The organism is Chryseobacterium gotjawalense, from assembly GCF_030012525.1.
Lineage (GTDB): Bacteria > Bacteroidota > Bacteroidia > Flavobacteriales > Weeksellaceae > Kaistella > Kaistella gotjawalense.
Window position 1 is genome coordinate 2881040 of sequence record NZ_CP124855.1, and the last position, 24592, is coordinate 2905631.

The following is a 24592-nucleotide window of genomic DNA, read 5'->3' on the forward strand; positions in this document are numbered from 1 at the left end:
ACTGATAGGTAATCGATCAGAGACTTATAATAAGAATTATTCGGATAACTGCGCCAAAGTTTTCTATATCATTTTCTTGTTGAATTTGTCGCTAATCACCAATCTTTTCGTTTCCTGTTTAAACCTGATATTTTGAAAACAAAATATTTTTTAACCCTCATTCTTTAATTTTTTTATGAGTAAATCTAAAGCAGTCGCTAAAACTCAGGCCAATGAAAGAATCAATTTCTCCGAAGCAAAAGGAAAAATTGTGACCCCTGACTTTTTGGACATTCAGATCCAATCTTTCAAAGAATTTTTCCAGTTGGATACCCTTCCGGAGCAGAGACTCAAAGAATCTTTGTACAAAACCTTTGAAGAGAACTTCCCAATTACCGATTCTAGAAACAATTTCGTTTTAGAATTTTTGGATTATTTGGTAGATTCACCCCGATACTCGAGAGACGAGTGTGTAGAAAGAGGTTTAACCTATTCGGTTCCTCTTAAAGCCAGACTAAAATTGTATTGTACCGACCCGGAACACGAAGATTTCCAAACCGTAGTACAAGACGTTTATTTAGGGCCAGTTCCTTATATGACGCCGTCTGGATCATTTATTATTAATGGCGCTGAGCGGGTTATCGTAACCCAGTTGCACCGTTCACCAGGGGTTTTCTTTGGTCAAACGTATCACGCCAACGGAACCAAACTGTACTATTCCCGTATTATTCCTTTTAAAGGATCCTGGATGGAATTTACAACCGACATTAATAATGTAATGTTCGCGTATATCGACCGTAAGAAAAAATTACCATTAACAACTTTGTTAAGAGCTATCGGATACGAATCCGATAAAGACATTTTACAGATTTTCGACCTTGCCGAAGAAGTGAAAGTTTCTAAAGCAGCGTTGAAAAAAGTAGAAGGAAGAGTTCTTGCAGCGAGAGTTTTGAACACCTGGTTCGAAGATTTCGTTGATGAGGATACCGGTGAAGTCGTTTCTATCGAAAGAAATGAAATCATCCTTGATAGAGAAACCGTTCTTGAAAAAGAACATGTTGAAATGATTATCGATTCCGGTGTGAAATCAATTTTGATTCACAAGGAAAATGCTAATGAATTCTCGATCATCCAGAATACATTACAAAAAGACCCTACCAACTCAGAAAAAGAAGCGGTAGAGTATATTTACCGTCAGTTGCGTAATGCAGATCCGCCCGATGAAGAAACAGCACGTGGAATTATTGAAAAATTATTCTTCTCTGAGCAACGTTATTCATTAGGTGAAGTTGGCCGTTACCGACTGAACAAAAAATTAGGATTAAATATTCCTGAAAAAACTGAAGTTTTAACCAAAGATGATATCATCGCGATCGTAAGACATTTGATCCAGTTGGTAAATTCTAAAGCGGAAGTTGATGATATTGACCACTTGTCAAACAGAAGAATTAAAACTGTTGGTGAGCAATTATCAGGACAGTTCGGGGTAGGTCTTTCGAGAATCGCCAGAACAATCCGCGAGCGTATGAACGTTAGAGATAACGAAATCTTTACGCCAATTGATTTGGTTAATGCGAAAACTTTAACCTCAGTGATCAACTCGTTCTTCGGAACCAACCAGTTGTCTCAGTTCATGGACCAAACCAACCCGCTATCAGAAATCACGCACAAGCGTAGACTTTCTGCCCTGGGACCTGGTGGTTTATCAAGAGAGAGAGCAGGTTTCGAGGTACGTGACGTTCACCATACGCACTACGGTCGTATTTGTCCGATTGAAACTCCAGAGGGACCAAACATTGGTTTGATTTCTTCTTTAGGAATTTATGCAAAAATCAATACTTTAGGTTTCATCGAAACTCCATATAGAAAAGTAGAAAACGGTAAAGTTGATTTAAAAGGAACTCAGATTTATTTAAATGCTGAAGATGAAGAAGACAGAGTAATTGCTCAGGCAAATATCGAAATGAAGGACGACGGTACCATCCTTACAGACAGAGTTATCGCTCGTTTGGATGGTGATTATCCAGTTGTAGAGCCTCAGCAGGTAGATTTGATTGATGTTGCACCAAATCAGATTTCCGGTATTTCTGCTTCATTGATTCCTTTCCTGGAGCATGATGATGCGAATAGAGCATTGATGGGATCGAATATGATGCGTCAGGCAGTTCCATTATTGAAACCGGAAGCACCAATCGTAGGTACAGGTTTAGAAAAACAGGTAGCGAGTGACTCCAGAGTCTTGATTAATGCTGAAGGAACTGGAATCGTAGAATATGTTGATGCTGATAAAATCACCATTAAATATGATAGAACTGATGACCAGAATTTAGTTTCTTTCGATTCAGGGACAAAAACTTATAAATTAACCAAATTCCGTAAAACCAACCAGAGTACCACGATTACTTTGAGACCAAACGTAAGAGTAGGTGACAAAGTAGAAAAAGGTCAGGTTCTTTGCGACGGTTATGCAACTGAAAACGGTGAATTGGCAATCGGTAGAAACCTTACTGTAGCATTTATGCCATGGAAAGGATACAACTTTGAGGATGCGATCGTAATTAACGAAAAAGTAGTTCGTGAGGACTGGTTTACTTCAATTCACGTTGATGAATATACGCTTGAAGTTCGTGATACCAAATTGGGTATGGAAGAATTGACTGCAGATATTCCTAACGTTTCTGAAGAAGCAACCAAAGACTTAGACGAAAACGGTATGATTAGAATCGGTGCTGATGTGAAGCCTGGTGATATCATGATTGGTAAGATTACGCCAAAAGGAGAATCAGATCCAACACCGGAAGAGAAATTATTGAGAGCAATTTTCGGTGACAAAGCCGGAGACGTAAAAGATGCTTCGTTAAAAGCAGATTCTTCATTAAGAGGAGTTGTTATTAACAAGAAATTATTCTCAAGAAATATCAAAGACAAAAAGAAAAGATCCGAAGAGAAATTAAAACTTGAAGAAATCGAAAACACGTACAAAGCGAAATTCGACGAACTAAGAGGAACACTTCTTGAAAAATTAGGAACTTTAGTAAACGGTAAAACTTCTCAGGGAGTGAACAACGACTTGGCTGAAGAAATTATTGGCAAAGGCGTGAAGTTTACAACAAAACTTCTTCAGTCTGTAGAAGATTATGTAAATGTAAGCGGTGCTGATTGGACTGTTGATGCTGAACGTAATGAATTGGTTAAGCAGTTAATTCATAACTACAAAATCAAATACAACGACCTGAACGGTGTTAAAAACCGTGAGAAATTTGCAATCTCTATTGGAGACGAACTTCCTGCAGGTATCATCAAATTAGCGAAAGTTTATGTTGCTAAAAAACGTAAACTGAACGTAGGTGATAAAATGGCGGGACGTCACGGTAACAAAGGGATCGTTTCAAGAATCGTTCGTGAAGAAGACATGCCGTTCTTAGAAGACGGAACTCCGGTAGATATCGTATTGAATCCACTTGGGGTACCTTCCCGTATGAACATCGGTCAGATTTACGAAACCGTTTTAGGTTGGGCTGGACAAAAATTAGGGTTGAAATTTGCAACTCCAATTTTCGACGGTGCAAGTTTAGAGCAGATTACCGAATATACAGAACAGGCAGGTTTACCAAAATATGGTAGTACTTATCTATATGACGGTGGAACAGGTGAAAGATTCGCACAGCCAGCAACGGTTGGAATCATTTACATGTTGAAACTGGGGCACATGGTAGATGACAAAATGCACGCACGTTCAATCGGACCATATTCATTGATTACGCAGCAGCCGTTAGGAGGTAAAGCGCAATTCGGTGGACAAAGATTCGGAGAGATGGAGGTTTGGGCATTGGAAGCATTTGGTGCTTCGAATATCCTTAGAGAAATCTTGACCGTGAAGTCAGATGATGTGATTGGTAGAGCAAAAACTTACGAAGCGATTGCGAAAGGAGAAGCAATGCCTGAACCAGGTATTCCGGAATCTTTCAATGTATTACTTCATGAGTTGAAAGGTCTTGGTCTTGATGTAAGACTGGAAGAATAGAATAGAGACTTTTAGACGTGAGATTAGAGATTTTTATAGTCTCTATTCTCCACTCTCTCAATCTTTTAATCTAAATTTAAACAAATGTCAAACAAAAATAATACAAGTAATTTTAGTAAAATTACAATTGGTCTTTCTTCACCGGAATCTATTTTACAGGATTCACGAGGCGAAGTTTTAAAGCCCGAAACAATTAACTACCGTACGCACAAGCCGGAAAGAGATGGTCTTTTTTGCGAAAAAATATTCGGTCCTGTAAAGGATTATGAATGTGCCTGTGGGAAATACAAAAGAATCCGATACAAAGGAATCGTTTGTGACCGTTGTGGAGTAGAGGTTACTGAGAAAAAAGTACGTAGAGAAAGAATCGGGCATATCGGTCTGGTTGTTCCTGTGGCTCACATCTGGTACTTCCGTTCTTTACCAAATAAAATCGGGTATCTTTTAGGATTGCCGTCTAAGAAATTAGACATGATCATCTATTACGAAAGATATGTAGTGATTCAGCAAGGTATTGCTAAAAGAGCAGATGGTGCTGATTTCGACGATAAAGAATTCTTAACAGAGGAAGAATATTTAGATATTCTGGAAACTCTTCCTGCGGACAATCAATATCTTGATGATGCTGATCCGAACAAATTCATCGCCAAAATGGGTGCTGAAGCGGTTGAGCAATTATTAAGCAGAATTGATCTTGATACCTTATCATTCGACCTGCGTCACAAAGCGCACAACGAATCTTCAAAACAAAGAAGAACAGAAGCATTAAAAAGACTGAACGTTGTAGAAGCGATCAGAGGAGCAAATACCAGAATGGTTAACCGTCCGGAATGGATGATTATGAGAGTGCTTCCGGTAATTCCACCAGAATTGAGACCTTTGGTTCCATTGGATGGTGGTCGTTTTGCGACTTCGGATTTAAATGACCTTTACAGAAGAGTAATCATTAGAAATAACCGTTTAAAAAGACTTTTGGAAATTAAAGCTCCGGAAGTAATCCTTAGAAACGAAAAAAGAATGTTACAGGAATCTGTAGATTCGTTATTCGATAACACCAGAAAATCTTCTGCAGTAAAATCGGAATCCAACAGACCATTGAAATCACTTTCTGATTCATTGAAAGGTAAACAAGGTCGTTTCCGTCAAAACTTACTGGGGAAACGTGTGGATTATTCTGCCCGTTCCGTAATCGTCGTTGGACCAAACTTGAAACTTCACGAATGTGGAATTCCAAAAGATATGGCAGCGGAATTATACAAACCGTTCATCATCAGAAAACTGATTGAAAGAGGAATTGTAAAAACCGTAAAATCAGCAAAAAGAATCATCGACAGAAAAGAGCCGGTTGTTTATGACATCCTGGAAGGAATCATCAAAGGTCACCCGGTTCTTTTGAACAGAGCGCCTACTTTGCACAGACTGGGTATTCAGGCATTCCAGCCGAAAATGATCGAAGGAAAAGCAATCCAGCTTCACCCATTGTGTACCACTGCATTTAATGCGGATTTCGATGGTGACCAGATGGCGGTGCATTTACCTTTAGGTCCTGAAGCGATTTTAGAAGCCCAACTTCTGATGTTAGGTTCTCAGAATATCCTGAACCCTGCAAATGGTTCTCCGATTACCGTACCTTCTCAGGATATGGTTTTGGGTCTGTATTATATGACCAAAGAATTAGCATCAACGGATGATATGAAAGTATTGGGTGAAGGCCTGGCTTTCTATTCTCCACAAGAAGTAGAAATTGCTTATGCAGAAGGAAAAGTTTCCCTGAATGCAAAAGTTAGATGTAGAGTTCCTGTAAAAGAAGAAGGAGAATTAGTTACCCGATTGGTAGAAACAACTGCTGGTAGAGTACTATTTAATCAAATTGTTCCTGAAGGGGTAGGATTTGTTAACGAACTTCTAACCAAAAAATCATTGAGAAATGTTATTGGTAGAATTTTAGCAGATACCGATTTCCCGACGACGGTAACCTTCCTGGATGATATGAAAGACTTGGGTTATTCTCACGCATTCCGTGGAGGATTATCCTTTAGTTTAGGGGATATTGTAATTCCTGCAGAAAAGAAAGACATGATCGCAACGGCTGTAGAAACAGTAGATGAGATCAAGGCTAACTATAACATGGGATTGATCACCGATACAGAGCGTTACAACCAGGTAATTGATGTTTGGACTAATACCAATGCAGGATTAACTGAAATGATTATGAGCAGAATGAAAGTCGACCAAGGTGGATTCAATTCTGTATACATGATGCTTGATTCCGGAGCAAGGGGTTCCAAAGAGCAGATCCGTCAGCTTTCAGGAATGAGGGGATTGATGGCAAAACCACAAAAAGCCGGTTCATCTGGAGCAGAGATTATTGAAAACCCGATTGTAGCGAACTTTAAAGAAGGTTTATCCATCTTAGAGTACTTTATCTCTACTCACGGTGCCCGTAAAGGTCTTGCGGATACCGCACTGAAAACTGCCGATGCTGGTTACTTGACCAGAAGATTGGTAGATGTTGCACAGGATGTGATCATTACTGAAAACGACTGTGGAACTTTAAGAGGAACAGAAATTACACCACTTAAGAAAAATGATGAGATCGTTGAACGTATTTCTGAAAGAGTCTTAGGTAGAGTTTCTTTACATAATGTTTACGATCCAGAAACCGATGAGGTGATCGTTGAAGCAGATCAACTGATCAATGAGGCTTATGCGAAAGCAATTGAAGCAGCTGGAATTGACAGTGTAGAAGTTCGTTCTCCATTAACTTGTGAAGCGAAAAAAGGAATCTGTGCAGCATGTTACGGTCGTAACTTAGCAACAGGTAAACCTATTCACATGGGTGAAGCAGTAGGAGTTATCGCAGCACAATCCATCGGTGAACCGGGAACTCAGTTAACATTGAGAACCTTCCACCAAGGGGGAACTGCAGGAAATATTTCTGAGAATCCATCAATCGTTGCAAGACGTGATGGTATCGTAGAAATGGATGAAATCAGAACGGTAACTTCAGAAAACGAAGCCGGTAAAAAAGCGGAAATCGTAGTTTCCCGTTCAACGGAATTCCGTTTGGTAGCAGACAATGCTGCAAGAACGCCGTTAATGGTTGCCAACATTCCTTATGGATCTGAATTGGCTGTAAAACCGGGTGATAAAGTACTAAAAGGAGATCTGATCTGTAAGTGGGATCCGTATAATGCGGTAATCATCGCTGAATCTGCAGGTAAGATTGAATACGAAGATATTATCCAAGGGGTTTCATTCTCACTGGAGATTGATGAGCAGACCGGTTTCGAAGAGAAAGTAATTTCTGAATCCCGAAACAAGAAAGCAGTACCAACCTTGAAAGTTGTGGATTCTAAAGGAGTGGAGCAAAAAGCATACAACTTACCGGTAGGAGCACACATCATGGTAAACGATGGTGAGAAAATTAAGTCTGGTAAAGTAATGATCAAGATCCCAAGAAAATCTGCCAAATCTGGAGATATTACAGGGGGTCTACCGAGAGTTACCGAATTGTTCGAAGCGAGAAATCCTTCAAACCCAGCGGTAGTTACAGAAATCGACGGAGTTGTATCTTACGGTAAAATCAAAAGAGGTAACCGTGAGTTGATCGTAGAAGCAAAAACTGGAGAAATCACTAAATATTTAGTAAAATTATCCAACCAGATTTTGGTTCAGGAAAATGACTTCGTAAGAGCTGGATCACCACTTTCGAACGGATCTACCACACCGGATGACATCTTGAAAATCAAAGGACCAACTGCCGTACAGGAATATTTGGTGAATGAAATTCAGGAAGTATATCGTCTGCAAGGGGTGAAAATCGATGATAAACACTTTGAAATTATTGTGCGTCAGATGATGACCAAAGTTTCAATTGTAGATGGTGGAGATACTCAGTTCTTAGAAGGAGCACTGGAACACAAATATGATTTCTTATTAGAAAACAACAGAGTGTTCGGTCTGAAAGTAGTAACAGAAGCCGGTGATTCGAAAGAATTCAAACCAGGTCAAATGATTACCACCAAAGAATTAAGAGACGAGAATTCTAAACTGAGACGCGAGGACCAGGCTTTAGTAGAAGTTCGTGACGCACTTCCTGCAACCGCAACACCGGTATTGCAAGGAATTACAAGAGCGGCGCTACAAACCAAATCATTCATGTCTGCAGCCTCTTTCCAGGAAACGACGAAAGTATTGAACGAAGCAGCAGTTTCAGGAAAAGTAGATTACCTGAGCGGTCTGAAAGAAAACGTAATTGTAGGACACAGAATTCCTGCAGGTACTGGACTGAAAGACTATCAAAACGTGATCGTGGGTTCTAAAAAAGAATTCGAAGATATCAACTAAATATTTTAATTTTAGATTGCGGATATAAGTTTAAATAATTTATATTCGTAGTCTATAATTTTTAACTTATAATCAAAATTTAAAATGGACAACAATCAAAATCAAAATCAAGATCCAAACAACATTAACATTCAGTTAAACGAGATGATTGCTCAGGGAGTTTACTGTAACTTAGCTTTAGTAAACCATTCTCCATCAGAATTCGTAGTAGATTTCATCCAAATGATGCCGGGAGTTCAGCAGGCGAACGTAAGATCAAGAGTAATCTTGGCTCCGCTTCACGCAAAGAGAGTATTAACTGCTCTTCAGCAAAACATCACGAACTACGAACAACAATTCGGCGAAATCAAAGAAGTTGAACCTTTCGTATTAGGACAAAACAACGTACAGGCTTAATTAGCAGAACGTTTTTAAATATAAATCCCGATTCATTCATTTGAATCGGGATTTTCAATTTTAATGTTAAATAGCAAGTTTCTACCATTCTAAAAAACGGCAAAGTTTTTGGAACAACGGTTTGAAACCTCTATCTTCAGCGAAAATATTTCAGTCTCAGCCATGAAAAATTCAATCTTACTTTTTCTATGTATTTTCTTTGGAAATAGCATTATCCCGGCCTCTTTCCTACCTCCACCAATTAATCAGCTTATTCTAAAAGTAAAAGTGATCGGTGTAAAAGACGGCGATACGGTTGAGGTTTTGTATTACCAACTTCCCATTGTCATTCGGCTCGAACATATCGATGCACCCGAAAAGAAACAGGCGTTCGGGACTGTTTCAAAACAGAAACTTTCAGACTTGTGTTTCGGAAAAAATGTGACCATCATCAGCAAAGGAAAAAAAGGAAACTACGATGGACGCGGCCGTATGATCGCTGAAATTTATGTTGACGATAAAATCTGCGCCAACAAAGAAATGGTGAAATCAGGTTTAGCCTGGCATTATAAAAAATATTCCAAAAGTGAGGAATATGCGCAGTTGGAAAATGCTGCAAGAAAAAATAGAGTAGGCATGTGGTCTGACAAACTTCCCGTTGCTCCGTGGGATTTTAGAAAATAGTTTATGGATAAATAGATCGGATTGGAATCTTTTTCTCTTTTTCCCTTTGCAAACTTTTGAGTTGTAAAGTGATTACTGAAGGACAAAAATTCAAAAAAACATATTTTTAACCGCAAAAGAGGCAAAAGTACAATCTAAAGATCTTCAATGGTGTAAAAAAGTGAAATGCTTATCCATACTATATAGCACACCATTGAATTATTTAAAGCATTGTCTTTTCTTTTGTCACTTTTGCGGTCGAAATTTTTTGTCATGTACTCCATATAGAGAGTATAAAACTTTTGAGCCTTTTGAGGTTTATAAAAAAAATAGCCCTTAACTTTGTAAAAAATAAATCAATGTTGCAAATCAAATCCTTTGTTTTTAATCCTTTTTCACAGAATACCTATGTCGTTTTTAATGAAGATAAAGAGGCTTACATCATCGATCCTGGAAATTTTTCTGATGAGGAAACCGGTGTTTTAGAAAAATTCATCTCCGACAATCAGCTGATAGTTCAGCATATTCTTTTAACTCATGCTCATATCGATCATGTTTTGGGTCTGCAGAAAGCATTTGACAAATACAGTGTTCCTGTTCTGGTGCATCCACTTGAACAGGAAATGCTGGATCGCAATCCTATAGACGCAAACAGGTTTGGCTTTTTCTTTAAAGCTTTTGAAGGAAAGATTTCTTATGTCAAAGAAGACGAAATCCTCAGTTTAGGAAAAGATGAATTTAAAATTATTCATGTTCCCGGACATTCACCAGGGAGTATCGCTTTTTATAATGAAACTCAGAAATTCATGATTTCGGGCGATGTTTTATTTGAAGGAAGCATCGGAAGAACCGATTTGTACAAAGGCGATCACGACCAACTTATTACCAATATCAAGTCGAAACTTTTTGTTCTTGATGAAGAAACAAAAGTGTACAGCGGCCACGGAAATCCCACCACAATCGGATTTGAGAAAAATTATAGTCCTTATTTCAGATAAAATTTTGTCAAAAATTTTACCCTTGACAAAGTGCAAAATAAACAGAAAAGACAAGAACCGGAATTCTTGTCTTTTTTCTTTTTTCTATCAGCGAAGCGGTCTGTTATCTTTTAGCGGATCATTTATTTCCACTTGATATTGCAGCCTATACTTGGTTTCTGGATCTCTTCCTGAGGGGCGCCCGCCAAAAGATTTTCGAAGGCGATTATCAAATCTTCACCAGTAATTTCTTTTTGATTTCCCGGTCTGGAATCATCCATTTGTCCGCGGTAAATTAAATCTAATTTTTCATCAAAAAAGAAAAAATCCGGCGTGCAGGCTGCATCGTAGGCTTTTGCAATCGCTTGGCTTTCATCGTATAAATAAGGGAAATCGAATTTTCTTTCCACTTGAAATTCAACCATTTTTTCCGGGGAATCAGCTGGTTGTTTTTCTGCGTCGTTGGCATTGATGGCGATGAATTCAATTCCCTGTTCCTGATAATCTTCGTACAGTTCCGTTAATTTATCGATCACGTGAAGCACAAACGGACAATGGTTACACATGAAAAAAACAAGTGTTCCTTTTTCGCCTTTTAAATCTTCCAAGGACTGCATTTCGTTGCTTTGGGAAGGGTTCGGAAGTTCAAAGAAAGGTGCTTTGGTTCCGAGTGCGAGCATATTTGAGGGAGTATTTGCCATGATGATTTTTTGATGAGTTAATGTGATAAAATGATGATACAAATATAATGATAAACTACGGCAAAGAAAGAAACAATCTTCAAATTAACAAATTATCGCATCATCGCATTTAAAATAGATAAGGATTCTTCCACCGGATTTTCAAAATTCACCCAGTTGATATTTTCTTCTTTCCGATACCAGGTCAGTTGGCGTTTTGCAAATCGTCGGGAGTTTTTCTTGATTTCTTCCAACGCGAAATCCAAAGTCCAGGTTCCGTCGAAATAGTTGAAAAGTTCGGAATAGCCAACGGTTTGCAAGGCCAGGTTATTTTTATACGGAATTAATGATTCTGCTTCTTTTAACAATCCGTTTTCTACCATCAGATCTACGCGCTGATTAATCCTGTCATAAATAATTTCCCGCGGTGCCTGTAATCCGATTCTGATCACCTCAAAATCCCGGTGGTTCATTTGTGCCGAAATATTTTCGGTGTACGTTTTTCCGGTTTGCCAGATAATATCGATTGCCCTAAACAGTCTTCTCGGATTGTTTTTATCTACTTTGTTGAAATAGTCTGGATCTAGAATCTGTAAGATGTTTTGAAGTTTCTCAATGCCGTCTTCTTCTAACAGCTGCTCGAGTTTGCTTTGGTTTTCTTCGTTGGCTTCGGGTAAGTCGTGAAGTCCTTCGATCACGACTTTTTCGTACATCATGCTTCCGCCAACCAAAACCACGACATCGTGTTTCTGAAAAAGTTCGACGGTTTTTTGAATGGCGTCTTTCTCGAACTGTCCGATGGAATAATAATCCTGTACAGAAAGATTTCCAATAAAATGATGTGGAACTTCGGCTAATTCTTCTTTTGAAGGCGTAGCAGTTCCGATATTCATTTCTTTGAAAAACTGTCGGGAATCACCGGAAATAATTTCGGTCCCGAAATGTCTGGCGATTTCGATGGCGAGTTTTGTTTTGCCGATTCCTGTTGTTCCGATAATGGAGATGAGTTTTTTCACACTGCAAATTTCCTGATTTTTTTTGAATAATAGATTTTTAATCATGGATTTTAAAAAGTGCGGTATTTGACTAGATTTTCTCCCGCCGATTTTGCAGAGTGGTATTTGCGGAAAAACTTTAAGTAAGTGTCTTTATTTTTTTTGAATTAAATTGGAAATTCTAATATCAAGGTAAATTAAAATTTTGTAATGATTAATGATATCATACTGTTTTCTTAATGAATTCTTAATGCCTTAATGTTTAAAATAAATCTTTCTGGTCGGGATATCTCTCACGGATTTCACCGATCGGGATTATTATAATCTTTAAGTTAATGGAATTTGTTCTTTAATTTAAAATAGCTTGATAAATTGAATGGAAAATTTTCAACATTAAGGCATTAAGGAAGATTAAGATTTGCATGCTAAAAGGAGTGCGCTCTTAATTATTCTTAATATCTTAATGTTTTAAAATAAATCTTTCTGGTCGGGATATCTCTCACGAATTTCACCGATCGGGATTATTATAAACTTTAAGTTAATGGAATTTGTTCTTTAATTTAAAATAGCTTGATAAATTGAATGGAAAATTTTCAACATTAAGGCATTAAGGAAGGTTAAGATTTGCATGCTAAAAGGAGTGCGCTCTTAATTATTCTTAATATCTTAATGTTTTAAAATAAATCGTATTTGTGAATATATCTCTCACAGAATAAATTTATTATAAATCTCAAGTATTTTACTTTTATAGAAGCAGCATCTTCGTAAAAGCGACAGTGCAAATCTGAACCGCTTTTGTAAGCAACGATAATCCGGTTGCTTCTCATAAAAAAAACCGTTCTTTTCGGGAACGGTTTTGAAATATATTGTTATCCTATTACCTCGGCTTCCTCAATCATCGGATCATCGGACTGTCTGGCAGCTTCCCAGGCGATGAACTTTTCAGCTTCTTTCACCAATAACGGAATAGCAAACGCGAGCAGAGCCAAATCATCCAAAACGCCGATAACCGGTATCCAGTCTGGGATTATGTCGATGGGAGAGATGAGATAAAGCAACACCAATCCCGGCAGAATGACGTCTTTGAAATGCGGTTTATAGCCTCCTTTTTTTGTTGCTGATTTGATCATCCGAATGATTACAGGAATTTTCGAAATAAATCCTTTATGTTTAAATGCTTCTTTGGCCAACTGAATTTTTGATACTTTCATTGTGTATTTTGATTTTTAAAACGCTATCTAATTCGCAAAATCCATACCACCATTTCGTAAATTTTGTTAAAATTACTGCGTGACATTATCGATGAAATCATTAGTTGACTTGGAATTCCAGTCTTTGGACCCGTCTTCTTTCAGAAGAATTCGTCCGTTTTTATCCAGTAGAAAAGTGGTCGGGAAGACCTTCGGCAATACGTGACTGGTAATCGGGCTTTCGGCGATGTAAACCGGTGCGGTATAATTATTTTTCTTCATAAAGGCGATCACATCTTCCTCTTTGTCCTGCATCGCAATCAGCACGAAATCGATTTTGTCTTTTCTGGCCAGATACAATTTTTCAATGGTAGGCCATTCTTCGCGACACGGCGGGCACCAGGTTCCCCAGAAATTAAGCAGGATGAGCTTGTTGCCCTTCAAACTCTTAAGATTGGTGTCGGGAACATTGATTCCTTTAAGCTGGATATCGTAATCTTCATCGTTTAAAGTGATTGCGTTTTCGATGGCTGCAATCGGGAAAAAAAGGTCTTTCAGTTTTAATTTTACCGACGGAAAAAGATAAAGCACCGCCAAAAAGGCCATAGCCAAAATAAAAAATGCGTTTTTCTTTAAGAATTTCATGAGTGGTTTTTTCATTAAATATTACAGCAAAGATATAATTTCTTCAATTGCATCTTTGCCACGGTTTTTCGCATAATAAATCTGCAGGTCGTTATAGAAATCTTCTCTGGGATAAGTTTCTGGGTTTTCTTTAAACTTTTTCAGAAGATCATTTCCGAATTGTGGTCTTGGACCCCAATCTGCTTTTACAGAAAAATCGTCATTCACGATAATTATTTTAGGAATCGACTGTGTTCCGTTGGTCAGGAATTGGTCAATCAGGGAGAGATCGGTATCTCTTAAGAAAATTCTCACCTCGATTCCGGCTGCTTCGAAAAATTTGGAAACCGCTGGCACAGTAGCGCTTGCGTCGCCACACCAAGGTTCGGAGATAATTAAAATTTTACCGTTAAAATTTTTCGGTTCTAATTGTTGAATGTGCTCATTTTCAACTTTATACGTTTTAACTGTCCGGTTGGTTCTTTGTAAACCTAACTCATAATATTCCTGATATTCATCATTTTTGTTAGGGTTGTTGTGGAAGCGCTCTTCTGCGATTTTCAGATACTCATCGAAAGTGATGGCGTTGTGCCAGTAATTTTTCATTCTTTTTTTTATTTTTACAAATTTCAGTATAAATCTTCTATTATTCAGTGATCTCTATCACATTAAACAAATTTTAACGGTAATTTAACCCAGTTTAACTCATTAATTTTAATGAGAGCCTTTGTTGAATTTTAAAACTATTTTTATTTTTAACGCATGAGTTGTTTAAAATTTTAAAAAGGGTCACAGTATTTCAGTTTAGAAAATATCTGATCTTTCATTTTAAACTCTTGTGGCTAATGTTAACATAACTTGAAATACTTTAGTGATTATAAAAGTATTTTAATTCTTAATCATTGAAAGGAATTAATTTTCAGGAAAGTTTAACCTTCTGAATACTTGCGGAGTTTATTGATCAGGAACAGGTCCGCCAAAACGAATGCTGCCAGATTCTCCACAATAGGAACGGCTCTTGGTAAAACACAAGGGTCGTGTCTTCCTTTTCCTTCTACGGTAATTGGATTTCCATCGCTGTCAAAACTTTCTTGCGGACGTAAAATGGTCGCGACTGGTTTGAAAGCGACGCGGAAATAAATATCCATTCCATTGGAAATTCCACCTTGAATTCCGCCTGAGAGATTGGTTTTGGTGGTGAAATCTTCATTGAACAAATCGTTGTGATCTTTGCCGGTCATTTTTGCACCGCAAAATCCACTTCCGTATTCGAATCCTTTGCAGGCATTGATATTCAGCATTGCTTTTGCTAATTCTGCCTGAAGTTTGCCGAAAACAGGTTCGCCGATTCCGATGGGTAAATTTTTGATGACGCAGGTAATGGTTCCACCGATGGTATTTCCTTCTTTTTTAATGTCCTTTATTTTGGCAATCATTTTTTCGGCTGTTGCTGCATCCGGACAGCGAATATCGTTGGAATCGATTTTTGAAAAATCTAGATCCTGATAAGGTTTCTCACAAAAAATTTCTCCAACAGAAGAAACGTAAGCGTTGATCTCTACATTTTTTGGGAGAATCTGTTTTGCCATACTTCCGGCCACCACCCAATTGACGGTTTCACGGGCAGAAGATTTTCCGCCACCGCGATAATCCCGGATTCCGAATTTTTGGTCGTAGGTGAAATCGGCGTGACTTGGCCGGTAAGATTTCGAAATATGATCATAGTCTTTCGATTTCTGATTTTCGTTTTCAATCATAAAACCGATCGGAGTTCCTGTCGTTTTTCCATCAAAAATACCGGAAAGAAACGTCACCGTGTCGCTTTCTTTCCGTTGGGTAACAATCGGACTTTGACCCGGTTTCCGACGGTCCAGCTGGTGTTGAACTTCTTCTAAATTAATGGGTAAGCCGGCAGGAAAATTGGTGATAATTCCGCCGTACGCTTTGCCGTGACTTTCGCCAAAGGTAGAAAGCGTGAGAAAATTTCCTAAATTGAACATAAGACAAAGTTACTTATTAGTTGTGAATTTTTTTGCCACAAATTCACGAATATTTTTTAATGAAATAACATCATCATATTTTTAGGGCAAAATTCGTGTTCCGTAAAGTTCGGGAGTGTATTTTACACAGTTATATTTTATTTTTAATCATCTTTTGCGGGAATTGTTTTTGAATATTCTTTCAGGATTTCAGCAATTTTCATCTTTTCTTCGTCTGAAATTTTACGCCAGACAAAACCCTCTTTTAAAGTTTTTCCTTTGAGTTGAGGGAAAATGCCGGCATCCAGATCTTCCTGAATAAATTGTGGTGAAACCGCCGGTATCGGAGTGTCAAAACTGAAAATATATCCGTCAACAATATTGAATTTGAGATTGCCGATCTGATGGGTTTTATATTTATTTAATTCAAAAGAAGAAGGTTTTATAAATTGATTTTTATTAAAACCCGTCATGAAATTTCCGAGTTTGAAACTGGGCAGATAGGTTTGAGGCAAACTTGGAAAAGATAGAAATCCGGCAATAAAAACACATAATGCGGTAAAGTAAATGAGAGAAATTTTTTTCGAAATAACCTTATAAAAAACAACGAAGAAAATCACAAAAAACAGATCAAAGAAAAATCGGTATTGTGCGGAGAATAATAGAACTAAAACACTTTTTATTAAAATAGAAATAAATAGCATCCAAATTAGTTTTGACTTCCTGATCATTGCAAAAACAAAAAATGCGGCCAAACTTAAAACAAATAAAAGATGGATTTTACTTTTTATTCCATTTAAAAACAACCAGTTTCTGACATAATCTAATCTTGAAAACCGCTGGATTTCGCCATAGGAATATTGCATGTCGTAGGTTTTTAGAAGGGCTAATTGAGAGGAGTTTTGCAAAAGTTCATCATTGGGTTTCCAGGAAAATCCAAGGTCGGGGAATTGAACCGGGAAAACGGGAAAGCCGAAAGTCCAGATATTTTTAAAAAAGAAAAGAAACAAAATGGCTGTCCCACCGAAAAGGAATTTGTAATTGCTTTTTGCAATAAAGAAATTATAGGAAAAAACAAAAATAGGCAGCCAGATCGTGGTGGGTTTTATTGCAAATACAAAAACGGAAAGTGCGAATAGAAATCCTGCGTTTTTATTGGAATTAAAAACTTCGTTTAAAATAATTAATGAGAAAACGATCGCGGGTAAATCCGGTGAAGGCGATTGGATAAAAAGAAACAGAACGGGTAAAAATATTAAATGGATCCATGATTTTTTTTCTAAAATGTAAATTAAATAAACAATCATTACGAAGGAATTTAATCTTAAATAAGGATCCGTAAAATTGGAAAATCCCGCCTGGAAAATATGCCAGAAAGAACTCTGCCCTAAAAGTAAATCGAGATTTGAAATTCCTTTCACCAAACCAACTTCTGCAAACCATTTTACGGTCGGAACATAATAACCGAAGTGGTCTAAAATAAACGGGTAATAAGAACCGAAGAAAATAATCACTGCTGAAATAGCCGAAAATAAAATGAAATTCCGGGTGATGAAATTCCAAAAATTCAGATAGATTTTAAAGTAGAAAAGAGCGGAGAGTCCAATAACTAAAGTTCCTGTTTCTACATAAATATTCAGTGGAATAAAATAGGCAAGAATTGTCAAGGTGATGGTCGTAAAGAAAATACCTGCAAGAATTTGCAAAGCAATTCCGGCGGAAAAACCTCCGAAAATGTTTTTGAAAATTGCTCCTAACCCTGCCATCGCCGGAAGCAGCAAAATCACCATCAGTAGAATATACAGCATATAAAAAGATTGCTTAAAAATAAGCAATCTTTTTATACTGTCAATTTGAAATTTTTAATTTTTCGGCTGTACGCGACCGTCTTTTCTGTCGCCGGCTCTACCGATGGTGTAACCGGTTGCTCCACCTACAACTCCGCCAATAACTGCACCCAGACCACGGTTTTTCTTACTGATAATCGCTCCGGCAGCGGCTCCACCTACGGTACCGATAATGGTTCCTTTAGCGGCTTTGCTCATTCCCTGTTTCTGAGCGGTTTGATTTGTTCCCTGTGAAACTCCTGAATTGGAGCCTGACGAGGAACTTCGTCTTGGCGTATTATTTACATACACTGTTTTGGTTTCTCTAATCACCTGCGGTTTTGGCTGTGCCGCAATGGCTGCTTTTCTTTCTGCAACACTATCGGCTTTCTTTTGAGTTTCGTAAGCAATTTTTTCTTTTTCAATCGCTAATTTTTGTTGCTCAATTTCCAGTTGTCTTTGTTGGAATTCTATTTTCTGTTGATCTAATGATTTTTCAACTACCGTGTTTTCTTTTTTACACGCCGTCAGCATAAGTGCTGCAGTTACTCCTGTTAAAAAGATTGTCTTTAAAGTAAAGTTCTTTCTATTTGCTTGGGGTATTGAATAAGTTGATTTCATAATGATAAATTTTAATACGGTTTGATAAGCAGATTAGCGGGTAATCTTTCTTAACATGTTAACGCCAAAAAGAGAACCAATCTTGTGTTAATGAAATGTTAAAGTTTTTGAAAAAAAATAATTATCAATGTAATTGCTTGTTATATAACGATAATCGTGACTTGTGATTATTTAATTATTTTTTAAAAAATTAAAATTTTCAAACTCTCGTTTAAAAATGTAGGTATTTCCGTTTTAAATGATAGCGAAAAATTTCAGGCAAAGGTTCACAGATTTTATTTGCAAACCTCCTCTTTCTTTCATTTCTTTCATTTCTCGAACCGAAGGTTTAAAAGTGTAGTGTTTCGGACAGATAACTCCCCGGTAAACGCACCAAAAAGAAAAACCCTAAAAATCTTACTTGCAGATTAATAGGGTTTTAGAGGTTCCTAGCGAACCCGAACAATGCAATATACAAGATTTAATAAACTCATTACAATATACCATTTAACTCTTTGTTGATAGTGTTTTACGAAGATTAATTTGTTTATTACAGTGTTATTAAATTGAAGTAAATTGCATTAGATTGTAATTAAGTTGACACAAATATTGACACACGGTAAATATTTTATATCTTTGGTTTGTTCAAAAATTTATACGATGGCAACCACAAAATTCTATCTCCGTTCCAAGGGGAAGTCTTGCGCAATTCAAATGCAACTTTCCATTTCACAAACTCTTAAAATGAGAACTTCAACAGGATTGACAATAAATTCTAATGATTGGAGCAAAGAGACCAATTTCCCCAAACAGGGAAAAGACCCCGGAATCAAAAATACAATTACAAAACTTAAAGAACTTGAACTTGAAGTTTTAAAAGAATTTAATATCGATTTCACAAATGGAGTCGTATTTTCAAATGAATGGTTAAAAAGTAAAATCAATAAATATTTTGATCGTGAGACATCAATCGTGGAGGATGATAACTTCTTTTCGGTTTATCTTAAGAATAACATTGAATTGAGAAAACTGGACTCTCGCACCAAATCAACAACTGATCAAAAGTTTGTTCAACTGCAGACGAAATTCACAGATTTTGAGAAAACGAAAAAAAAGACTTATTTGATTTCGGAGATTGACAAAAAATTTATGTTGGTGTTTCGGAAGCATTTAATTGATCAATTCAAAATAATGGAATCCACAGCGAACCGAACTTTAAAGAACCTTAAAACGGTCTTATTGGATGCGCGAGACAACGGCAAAGCAATCAGTCATCAAATAAATAATTTCAGCATTGAAACGGTTCCCTCAACTAAAGTATTTTTGAATTTTGATGAGATTAAAAAAATCAAAGAATCAACCATTATAGGAAATGATTTGATACACGCAAAAGATTGGTTAATTATAGGTTGTTACACTGGTCAAAGAGTTTCCGATTTGTTAAGAATGACAAAAGAGATGGTTTTCACCAAAACAGACTCAAACGGAGAGAGTTTTCAGTTTATCGAACTCACACAACAAAAGACAGGCAAAGAGGTTACAATCCCGTTACACGATGAGGTTTTAAAAATCATTAGCAAATATGATGGAAATTTTCCACCCGCATTTGGGGAGACAGGAGACTCAAAATTTACTTTATTTAACCGGTATATAAAAAAGGTTTGCGAGATATCAAAGATCAATGACATTGTGAAAGGTAAAGTTTACGATAATAAAGAAAAACGCAATGAGATAAAGGAAACCGATAAATGGAGGTTAACCTCATCCCATGTTTGCCGGAGATCTTTCGCTACGAATTTCTACGGAGATAAAAGGTTTACAACTCCGCAAATTATGGCGATCACTGGACACGGTTCGGAGAGTATGTTTTTAGGATATATTGGGAAATCCTCATCTGATCACGCAATGACCACCGCAAAAACTTTTAAAGAAATCGAGAATCAAAAAACAAAAGTTTCTTAAAATAGAATGTAAATAATTTATCATATCCAGTGCAATGTCAACTAATTATAAAATGTTCAAATTATGGAAATAAACTTATCGAATGCATATATAGGAACAGATTACAGCAATTATGCGGAAAAAATAATTTCTTTTCCCGAATTTTTAAAGGAAAATAATTTAGAAATTTCCATTGATGATTTTAAAGACTATTTGCGAAGTTATAAATTGAGAACTGAAATTCAAAACCTATTCTCCAAGTATATTCAAAAAATTCATACAGATTTAGACTGGAGATATGATGTGATTGAAGAACATAAAAAAGATATATATTTCCATTTACTAGCGATTGCAAATGTGGGTTTAAAATTAAATTATAAAGACCCAAATTTTAATCTATCCAATGCTGAGAATTTGACCTTATTAATTACCAATAAATTTCAATTTACTACTGACAGTAAATACGAAGTAGAAACTTCTAACGAAAGAAATGAACTCATTGAGAATTATGGATATAAAGTATTTCTCGATTTCAAAACATACTTATTCGAAAAGAGTAGAAATAACTTAAGACCAAAAATAAAAACCGAACTATCAAATCCTGAAAAAATAGCAGTTTTATATGCAACAGGAATTGAAACAACTTTAAATAAATTCCCGATCATTGAAGATAGATATAGATTTATTCACGCACTAATTGGTGGAGACTATAGCAACATAAAGAAAGTAATGATTGCTGGAGTTTCAAGTGGAAATAAAACAGCAGCACAGGAATTCATTAATTCCAAAACCATCTAATAAACCACCCCAAACAGTTACTCCAATCTACCCCATTTTGAAAGAATGGGGTTTTATCGTGCCTTAGTTTTGCATTATAATATTTCAAAGTATACAAACTATGAGTACAATTCAATTTATCGCTACATCGGATGATATTCTAATTCAAAAATTAGAAAATTCTTTAATCCCGAAACTTACGGAAAAACTATCCGCACAGTTCCAACCTATCCAACCAACGGAATACCTTACACGTTCTGAAGTCTGCAAACTTCTTAAAATCGATTTGTCAAGTTTACACAGATGGCGCAAAGAGGGAAAAATACCGTCTTTTGGAATTTCCAACAGAGTGTATTTTAAACGAAGTGACATAGATGCAGTTATTAACCAAAATAAATTGTCATAATAATGAAATCTTTGATCACAGAACTTCTAGAGATATCAAAAGCGTGTCATCTAACTTTTGATGAGGTTTTCACCATTGCTTACAACTACGGTTTAGTTGACTCTTTTGCCAACATTACCACAGAATTTTTTAAGAATACAAAAGGGAGCAAATAAATTGTTCCCTTAATGTTCAAATATGTAATAGTGGCAACCATTACAATATTCAAAGATACGCATTTTATTCCATCACCTTCTAACTAAATCAATTGATAGATTATTCTCTTTTTGGTACCTACAACCGTAAAGCAATGCAACTAATCCTTAACAAAATTAAGGACACTTATTCTCTTTCTGCGAAGGAAAGAGGTTGGGAAAAAGCAACTATTTTCAGCAATGGAAAAGGTGTGAAATTATACGCACATTTTAATAAGTACGGAGAATGTTATAAAATAATGTTAGCATTCAGTCCGCATAAGCAATACAACAACAATCTTCATAACGCTAATTATTTCACCCATAAACAGGCACAAAAACAGATCTTAAAAACTTTTGAAACATTTGGGATCAGTTATGAACTATTTAAAGAATTTTACATCTCATCGATCGAAATAGGAATCAATTTCAAGGTGCAAGAAAATGCCTTTCCTATTTTAAATTCTGCTTTAATGTTCGGAAGAAATTACTTCGTCACACATCAAAAGTTCAAGCATTATAGGTTTACAGGTGATCCAGGAAAGGGGAAGTATTTAAAAACAAAGTTTTACATCAAGTCCGAACAACGTAACGAGGAATGCGATCGCAATTATTTTGAGTTAGGATATTGTGACCAAAATATTCTAAGATTTGAAACAAAGCTAAAAAGAGCTGAGAAATTCAAATTTATAGATTTTGGAAACTTACAATCATTGTATTTAGAGAATGCAGAAGAAATATTATCGGAACAACTTTTAAAGGAATTCGATAAGATATTCTTTTTTTCAGTAAAAAACATCAACCGAAATAACTTAACAAAACCTCAACAAAAAAAATATTATCAATACCAAGTAAGGGGATTTTGGGAAAACCTAAACACAAGAAAATTAAATCAGGAAAAGAAATATTTCAATGTAGAAATACCAAAAAAAATTCACCTGAAAAAAGAACTTACAGAAATAATATTGAACCATTTGGAACTTAAAAACTATGTCGGAATTCCTAACGAAAATGAGTTAAAATATAGGTCGTTATTCCTAACCAAATATTTAAGGATTTATAGACCTGAAAAATCAATATCTATCAATGAAAATGCAGGTTTTTGTTTGCGATCTGCATACATTGGTATAGGAAAAGCGACAAAGTTTTCCCAGTTTGAGAATCAAAGAAAAAGATTTTGCGTGATAACAGGATTGGATATTTCATCACAGAAAAAAGGAAGTAGGTTTTTGAGGGAAAAGAATTTGAAATTAATTAAAGTTTGTTCGCCAAATCTATACAAAACTTTAGAAAAAAAATATCTGAAAATAGAAAATCAAAAAGAATCGGAACAACGACAGCTGTACCTCATATGCAAGAACATAAGAGATATAGATAGCAATGCAAGGAATAATCGTAAATCATTTGAACGGAGAAACTATCATAATGATCAGTTGCAGTTTAATTTTCAATTTTAAAAAAAAACAAAAGTATATTTTCGGTAAATTTGGTAAACTTTAATTATGAACAAACAATCTTTAATTTACGCAGTAATCGTTTTTTTAATCTTCATTTCTGGATTAATCATTGGAAGTAAGATGAATCAAAATGGACGATTCCAAACCACCGACATGTCTTTAACTACTGATACAAAGAAAGGGATTCTTTATATTTTTCGTGGTAAAGATTTTATCGTAATAAATTTAAAAACAGGAGAAAGAAAATTAATACCGATCAAGAAACTAAAGAGTGATAATGCCGGATTTGATGAGCAGAATCTATATGAATATCTTTTAGGAGAATAAAATTTTATACTTTATTAAAAAGATATTAAAAGAACCAATAACCATCTTCCAACTTACCAAAAATGCTTTGGAGTATAATCCGATAAGGTTTTGCTATTGATTCTAATTTTAAGCACCACCCATTCTCTCAATCGTCCGGAACGCTCCTGATTATTAGTCAGGCGAGCAATTGATGGTGACATATCTGCAAGTATACTAAAAACGAGTTTGAAATTTGAAATTAGATTTGCAAACAGATAGGGGGCGGGGCTAATTATTCTCCACAGGAATCAAAAATCGCATGACCCCTTGTACTACTATACTTAATCAACAAGTACTCAACTAGAGTTATTTTATAATAGGATGACGAGTTGATCCATAACTTTATAAATTGCCATCCTTTGCAAATTATTTATTCTATTCTCTTTGATAGATGGCATCTGTACCTATTAAAGAATAAAATAATTTTTACTATTAAAATCGAAATGTAAAGGTCTCAGACTACCAATAATACTTAAAGTATCGACAAGTCACTAAGAAAGATGAATATTTTAACTTCACTTATCTGCAAAACGCAATCCAAATGCGATGATAAAGAAAAAGATCACTTGTAGGATTATTGACACAAATATTGACACATCTAAAAGCAAAAAACCCCTAAAGACTTAGTAAATAGTCAAATAGGGATTATCTGTGAGGTTCCTAGCGGATTCGAACCGCTGTAGATGGTGTTGCAGACCACTGCCTAACCACTCGGCCAAAGAACCATTTCGGTTTGCAAATATAGGACTTTTTATTTTTCAGAGAAAATTTTATTAAAGATTTTCTTTACTACCAAGACTTTTGATGTCATTTTGCATGTTTCTCGCAAGATCATAATCTTTAGCTCTCACCACGCGCGTATTCGACCAGTTGTCGTGCCAGCCGCTATTTCCTAAAAATGAAAGCTTGTCAAAAGGAACGGCACGCGAGAAATTTCTTTTCAGTAAATCATCAGTTGTGAGATCACTTCCATCGGCTTTTACCACTTTGGTTCCGGTGATTAATTTACCCAAACTTCTGCCATTGTAATGTCATCTATTGCTTCTTCCATATTGTTGCCAGTAATTAAATACTGCGCGAAAACAAACAGAAAGACCAAAACCCAAATGATGACGACTGAAAAACCAAAATCAATAATGAGATTGAGAAAGCGGTATCCTTTATCCGCTTCATTTCTCTCCACAACTTGTAAAACTCTTGCCATATTTAATCAATTTATTTTATTTTA

At 36.1% G+C, this 24592-nt stretch carries 21 protein-coding genes and 1 tRNA gene; 11 read left to right on the forward strand and 11 right to left on the reverse strand.

Going from position 1 to position 24592, the window contains the following annotated elements; all coding sequences use genetic code 11:
* The first annotated feature begins 175 nt into the window (after positions 1–175).
* The 5 genes from rpoB to QGN23_RS13225 all read left to right on the forward strand — a co-directional run bounded on the left by rpoB (position 176) and on the right by QGN23_RS13225 (position 10389).
* Positions 176–4003, forward strand: a complete 3828-nt coding sequence (rpoB, locus tag QGN23_RS13205; protein WP_133439740.1) for a DNA-directed RNA polymerase subunit beta — start codon at positions 176–178, stop codon at positions 4001–4003.
* 84 nt (positions 4004–4087) lie between these two features.
* Positions 4088–8353 (forward strand): DNA-directed RNA polymerase subunit beta', encoded by a 4266-nt coding sequence (gene rpoC, locus QGN23_RS13210; protein ID WP_282904710.1) that lies wholly within the window; start codon positions 4088–4090, stop codon positions 8351–8353.
* An 84-nt stretch (positions 8354–8437) separates the two neighbouring features.
* A complete protein-coding gene (locus tag QGN23_RS13215) occupies positions 8438–8749 on the forward strand; it encodes a DUF3467 domain-containing protein (protein ID WP_282904711.1) in 312 nt (103 codons plus the stop codon).
* A 162-nt stretch (positions 8750–8911) separates the two neighbouring features.
* The gene (locus QGN23_RS13220; protein ID WP_282904712.1) at positions 8912–9412 is read left to right on the forward strand and encodes a thermonuclease family protein; all 501 of its coding nucleotides are present in this window, start codon (positions 8912–8914) and stop codon (positions 9410–9412) included.
* Between the two features lie 338 nt (positions 9413–9750).
* A complete protein-coding gene (locus QGN23_RS13225; RefSeq protein ID WP_282904713.1) occupies positions 9751–10389 on the forward strand; it encodes an MBL fold metallo-hydrolase in 639 nt (212 codons plus the stop codon).
* A gap of 122 nt (positions 10390–10511) precedes the next feature.
* Here the strand turns inward: QGN23_RS13225 and QGN23_RS13230 are convergent, their stop codons facing one another.
* The 8 genes from QGN23_RS13230 to QGN23_RS13265 form a co-directional block, all read right to left on the reverse strand.
* Positions 10512–11069, reverse strand: a complete 558-nt coding sequence (locus QGN23_RS13230) for a thioredoxin family protein (RefSeq protein WP_282904714.1) — start codon at positions 11067–11069, stop codon at positions 10512–10514.
* Positions 11070–11161: 92 nt separating this feature from the next.
* On the reverse strand, positions 11162–12109 hold the full coding sequence (gene miaA / locus QGN23_RS13235; protein WP_282904715.1) for a tRNA (adenosine(37)-N6)-dimethylallyltransferase MiaA: 948 nt from the start codon (positions 12107–12109) through the stop codon (positions 11162–11164).
* An 803-nt stretch (positions 12110–12912) separates the two neighbouring features.
* The gene (locus tag QGN23_RS13240) at positions 12913–13254 is read right to left on the reverse strand and encodes a YkvA family protein (protein WP_282904716.1); all 342 of its coding nucleotides are present in this window, start codon (positions 13252–13254) and stop codon (positions 12913–12915) included.
* 72 nt (positions 13255–13326) lie between these two features.
* Positions 13327–13878, reverse strand: a complete 552-nt coding sequence (locus tag QGN23_RS13245; protein ID WP_282904717.1) for a TlpA family protein disulfide reductase — start codon at positions 13876–13878, stop codon at positions 13327–13329.
* 21 nt (positions 13879–13899) lie between these two features.
* Positions 13900–14463 carry a thioredoxin family protein gene (locus QGN23_RS13250; protein ID WP_282904718.1) on the reverse strand — a complete coding sequence of 188 codons (564 nt, stop codon included), beginning with the start codon at positions 14461–14463 and terminating at the stop codon, positions 13900–13902.
* 323 nt (positions 14464–14786) lie between these two features.
* The gene (gene aroC, locus QGN23_RS13255) at positions 14787–15857 is read right to left on the reverse strand and encodes a chorismate synthase (RefSeq protein WP_282904719.1); all 1071 of its coding nucleotides are present in this window, start codon (positions 15855–15857) and stop codon (positions 14787–14789) included.
* A gap of 143 nt (positions 15858–16000) precedes the next feature.
* Complete coding sequence (locus QGN23_RS13260; RefSeq protein ID WP_282904720.1) at positions 16001–17644, reverse strand: LIC_10190 family membrane protein; 1644 nt, start codon at positions 17642–17644, stop codon at positions 16001–16003.
* Between the two features lie 54 nt (positions 17645–17698).
* Complete coding sequence (locus QGN23_RS13265; RefSeq protein WP_282904721.1) at positions 17699–18283, reverse strand: YMGG-like glycine zipper-containing protein; 585 nt, start codon at positions 18281–18283, stop codon at positions 17699–17701.
* A 639-nt stretch (positions 18284–18922) separates the two neighbouring features.
* Here QGN23_RS13265 and QGN23_RS13270 point away from each other — a divergent pair.
* From QGN23_RS13270 to QGN23_RS13295, 6 genes are all read left to right on the forward strand, one after another.
* Positions 18923–20224: a tyrosine-type recombinase/integrase gene (locus tag QGN23_RS13270; RefSeq protein WP_282904722.1), complete on the forward strand. Its 1302-nt coding sequence runs from the start codon at positions 18923–18925 to the stop codon at positions 20222–20224.
* A gap of 63 nt (positions 20225–20287) precedes the next feature.
* Positions 20288–21001, forward strand: a complete 714-nt coding sequence (locus QGN23_RS13275; RefSeq protein ID WP_282904723.1) for a hypothetical protein — start codon at positions 20288–20290, stop codon at positions 20999–21001.
* Between the two features lie 100 nt (positions 21002–21101).
* The gene (locus QGN23_RS13280) at positions 21102–21386 is read left to right on the forward strand and encodes a helix-turn-helix domain-containing protein (protein ID WP_282904724.1); all 285 of its coding nucleotides are present in this window, start codon (positions 21102–21104) and stop codon (positions 21384–21386) included.
* 2 nt (positions 21387–21388) lie between these two features.
* On the forward strand, positions 21389–21541 hold the full coding sequence (locus QGN23_RS13285) for a hypothetical protein (protein ID WP_282904725.1): 153 nt from the start codon (positions 21389–21391) through the stop codon (positions 21539–21541).
* 491 nt (positions 21542–22032) lie between these two features.
* Positions 22033–23016, forward strand: coding sequence for a hypothetical protein (locus QGN23_RS13290; protein WP_282904726.1), 984 nt, complete (start codon positions 22033–22035; stop codon positions 23014–23016).
* A 45-nt stretch (positions 23017–23061) separates the two neighbouring features.
* Entirely contained in the window at positions 23062–23343 is a 282-nt protein-coding gene (locus tag QGN23_RS13295; protein WP_282904727.1) for a hypothetical protein, read from the forward strand.
* Positions 23344–24018: 675 nt separating this feature from the next.
* On the opposite strand, the gene QGN23_RS13300 is transcribed toward QGN23_RS13295, so the two are convergent.
* The 3 genes from QGN23_RS13300 to QGN23_RS13310 form a co-directional block, all read right to left on the reverse strand.
* Positions 24019–24089: transfer RNA gene (locus tag QGN23_RS13300), tRNA-Cys, on the reverse strand.
* A gap of 48 nt (positions 24090–24137) precedes the next feature.
* Entirely contained in the window at positions 24138–24377 is a 240-nt protein-coding gene (locus QGN23_RS13305; RefSeq protein ID WP_282904728.1) for an RDD family protein, read from the reverse strand.
* Positions 24365–24568, reverse strand: coding sequence for a hypothetical protein (locus QGN23_RS13310; RefSeq protein ID WP_282904729.1), 204 nt, complete (start codon positions 24566–24568; stop codon positions 24365–24367). Before QGN23_RS13310 ends, QGN23_RS13305 begins: the two co-directional genes overlap by 13 nt.
* Between the last annotated feature and the right edge of the window lie 24 nt (positions 24569–24592).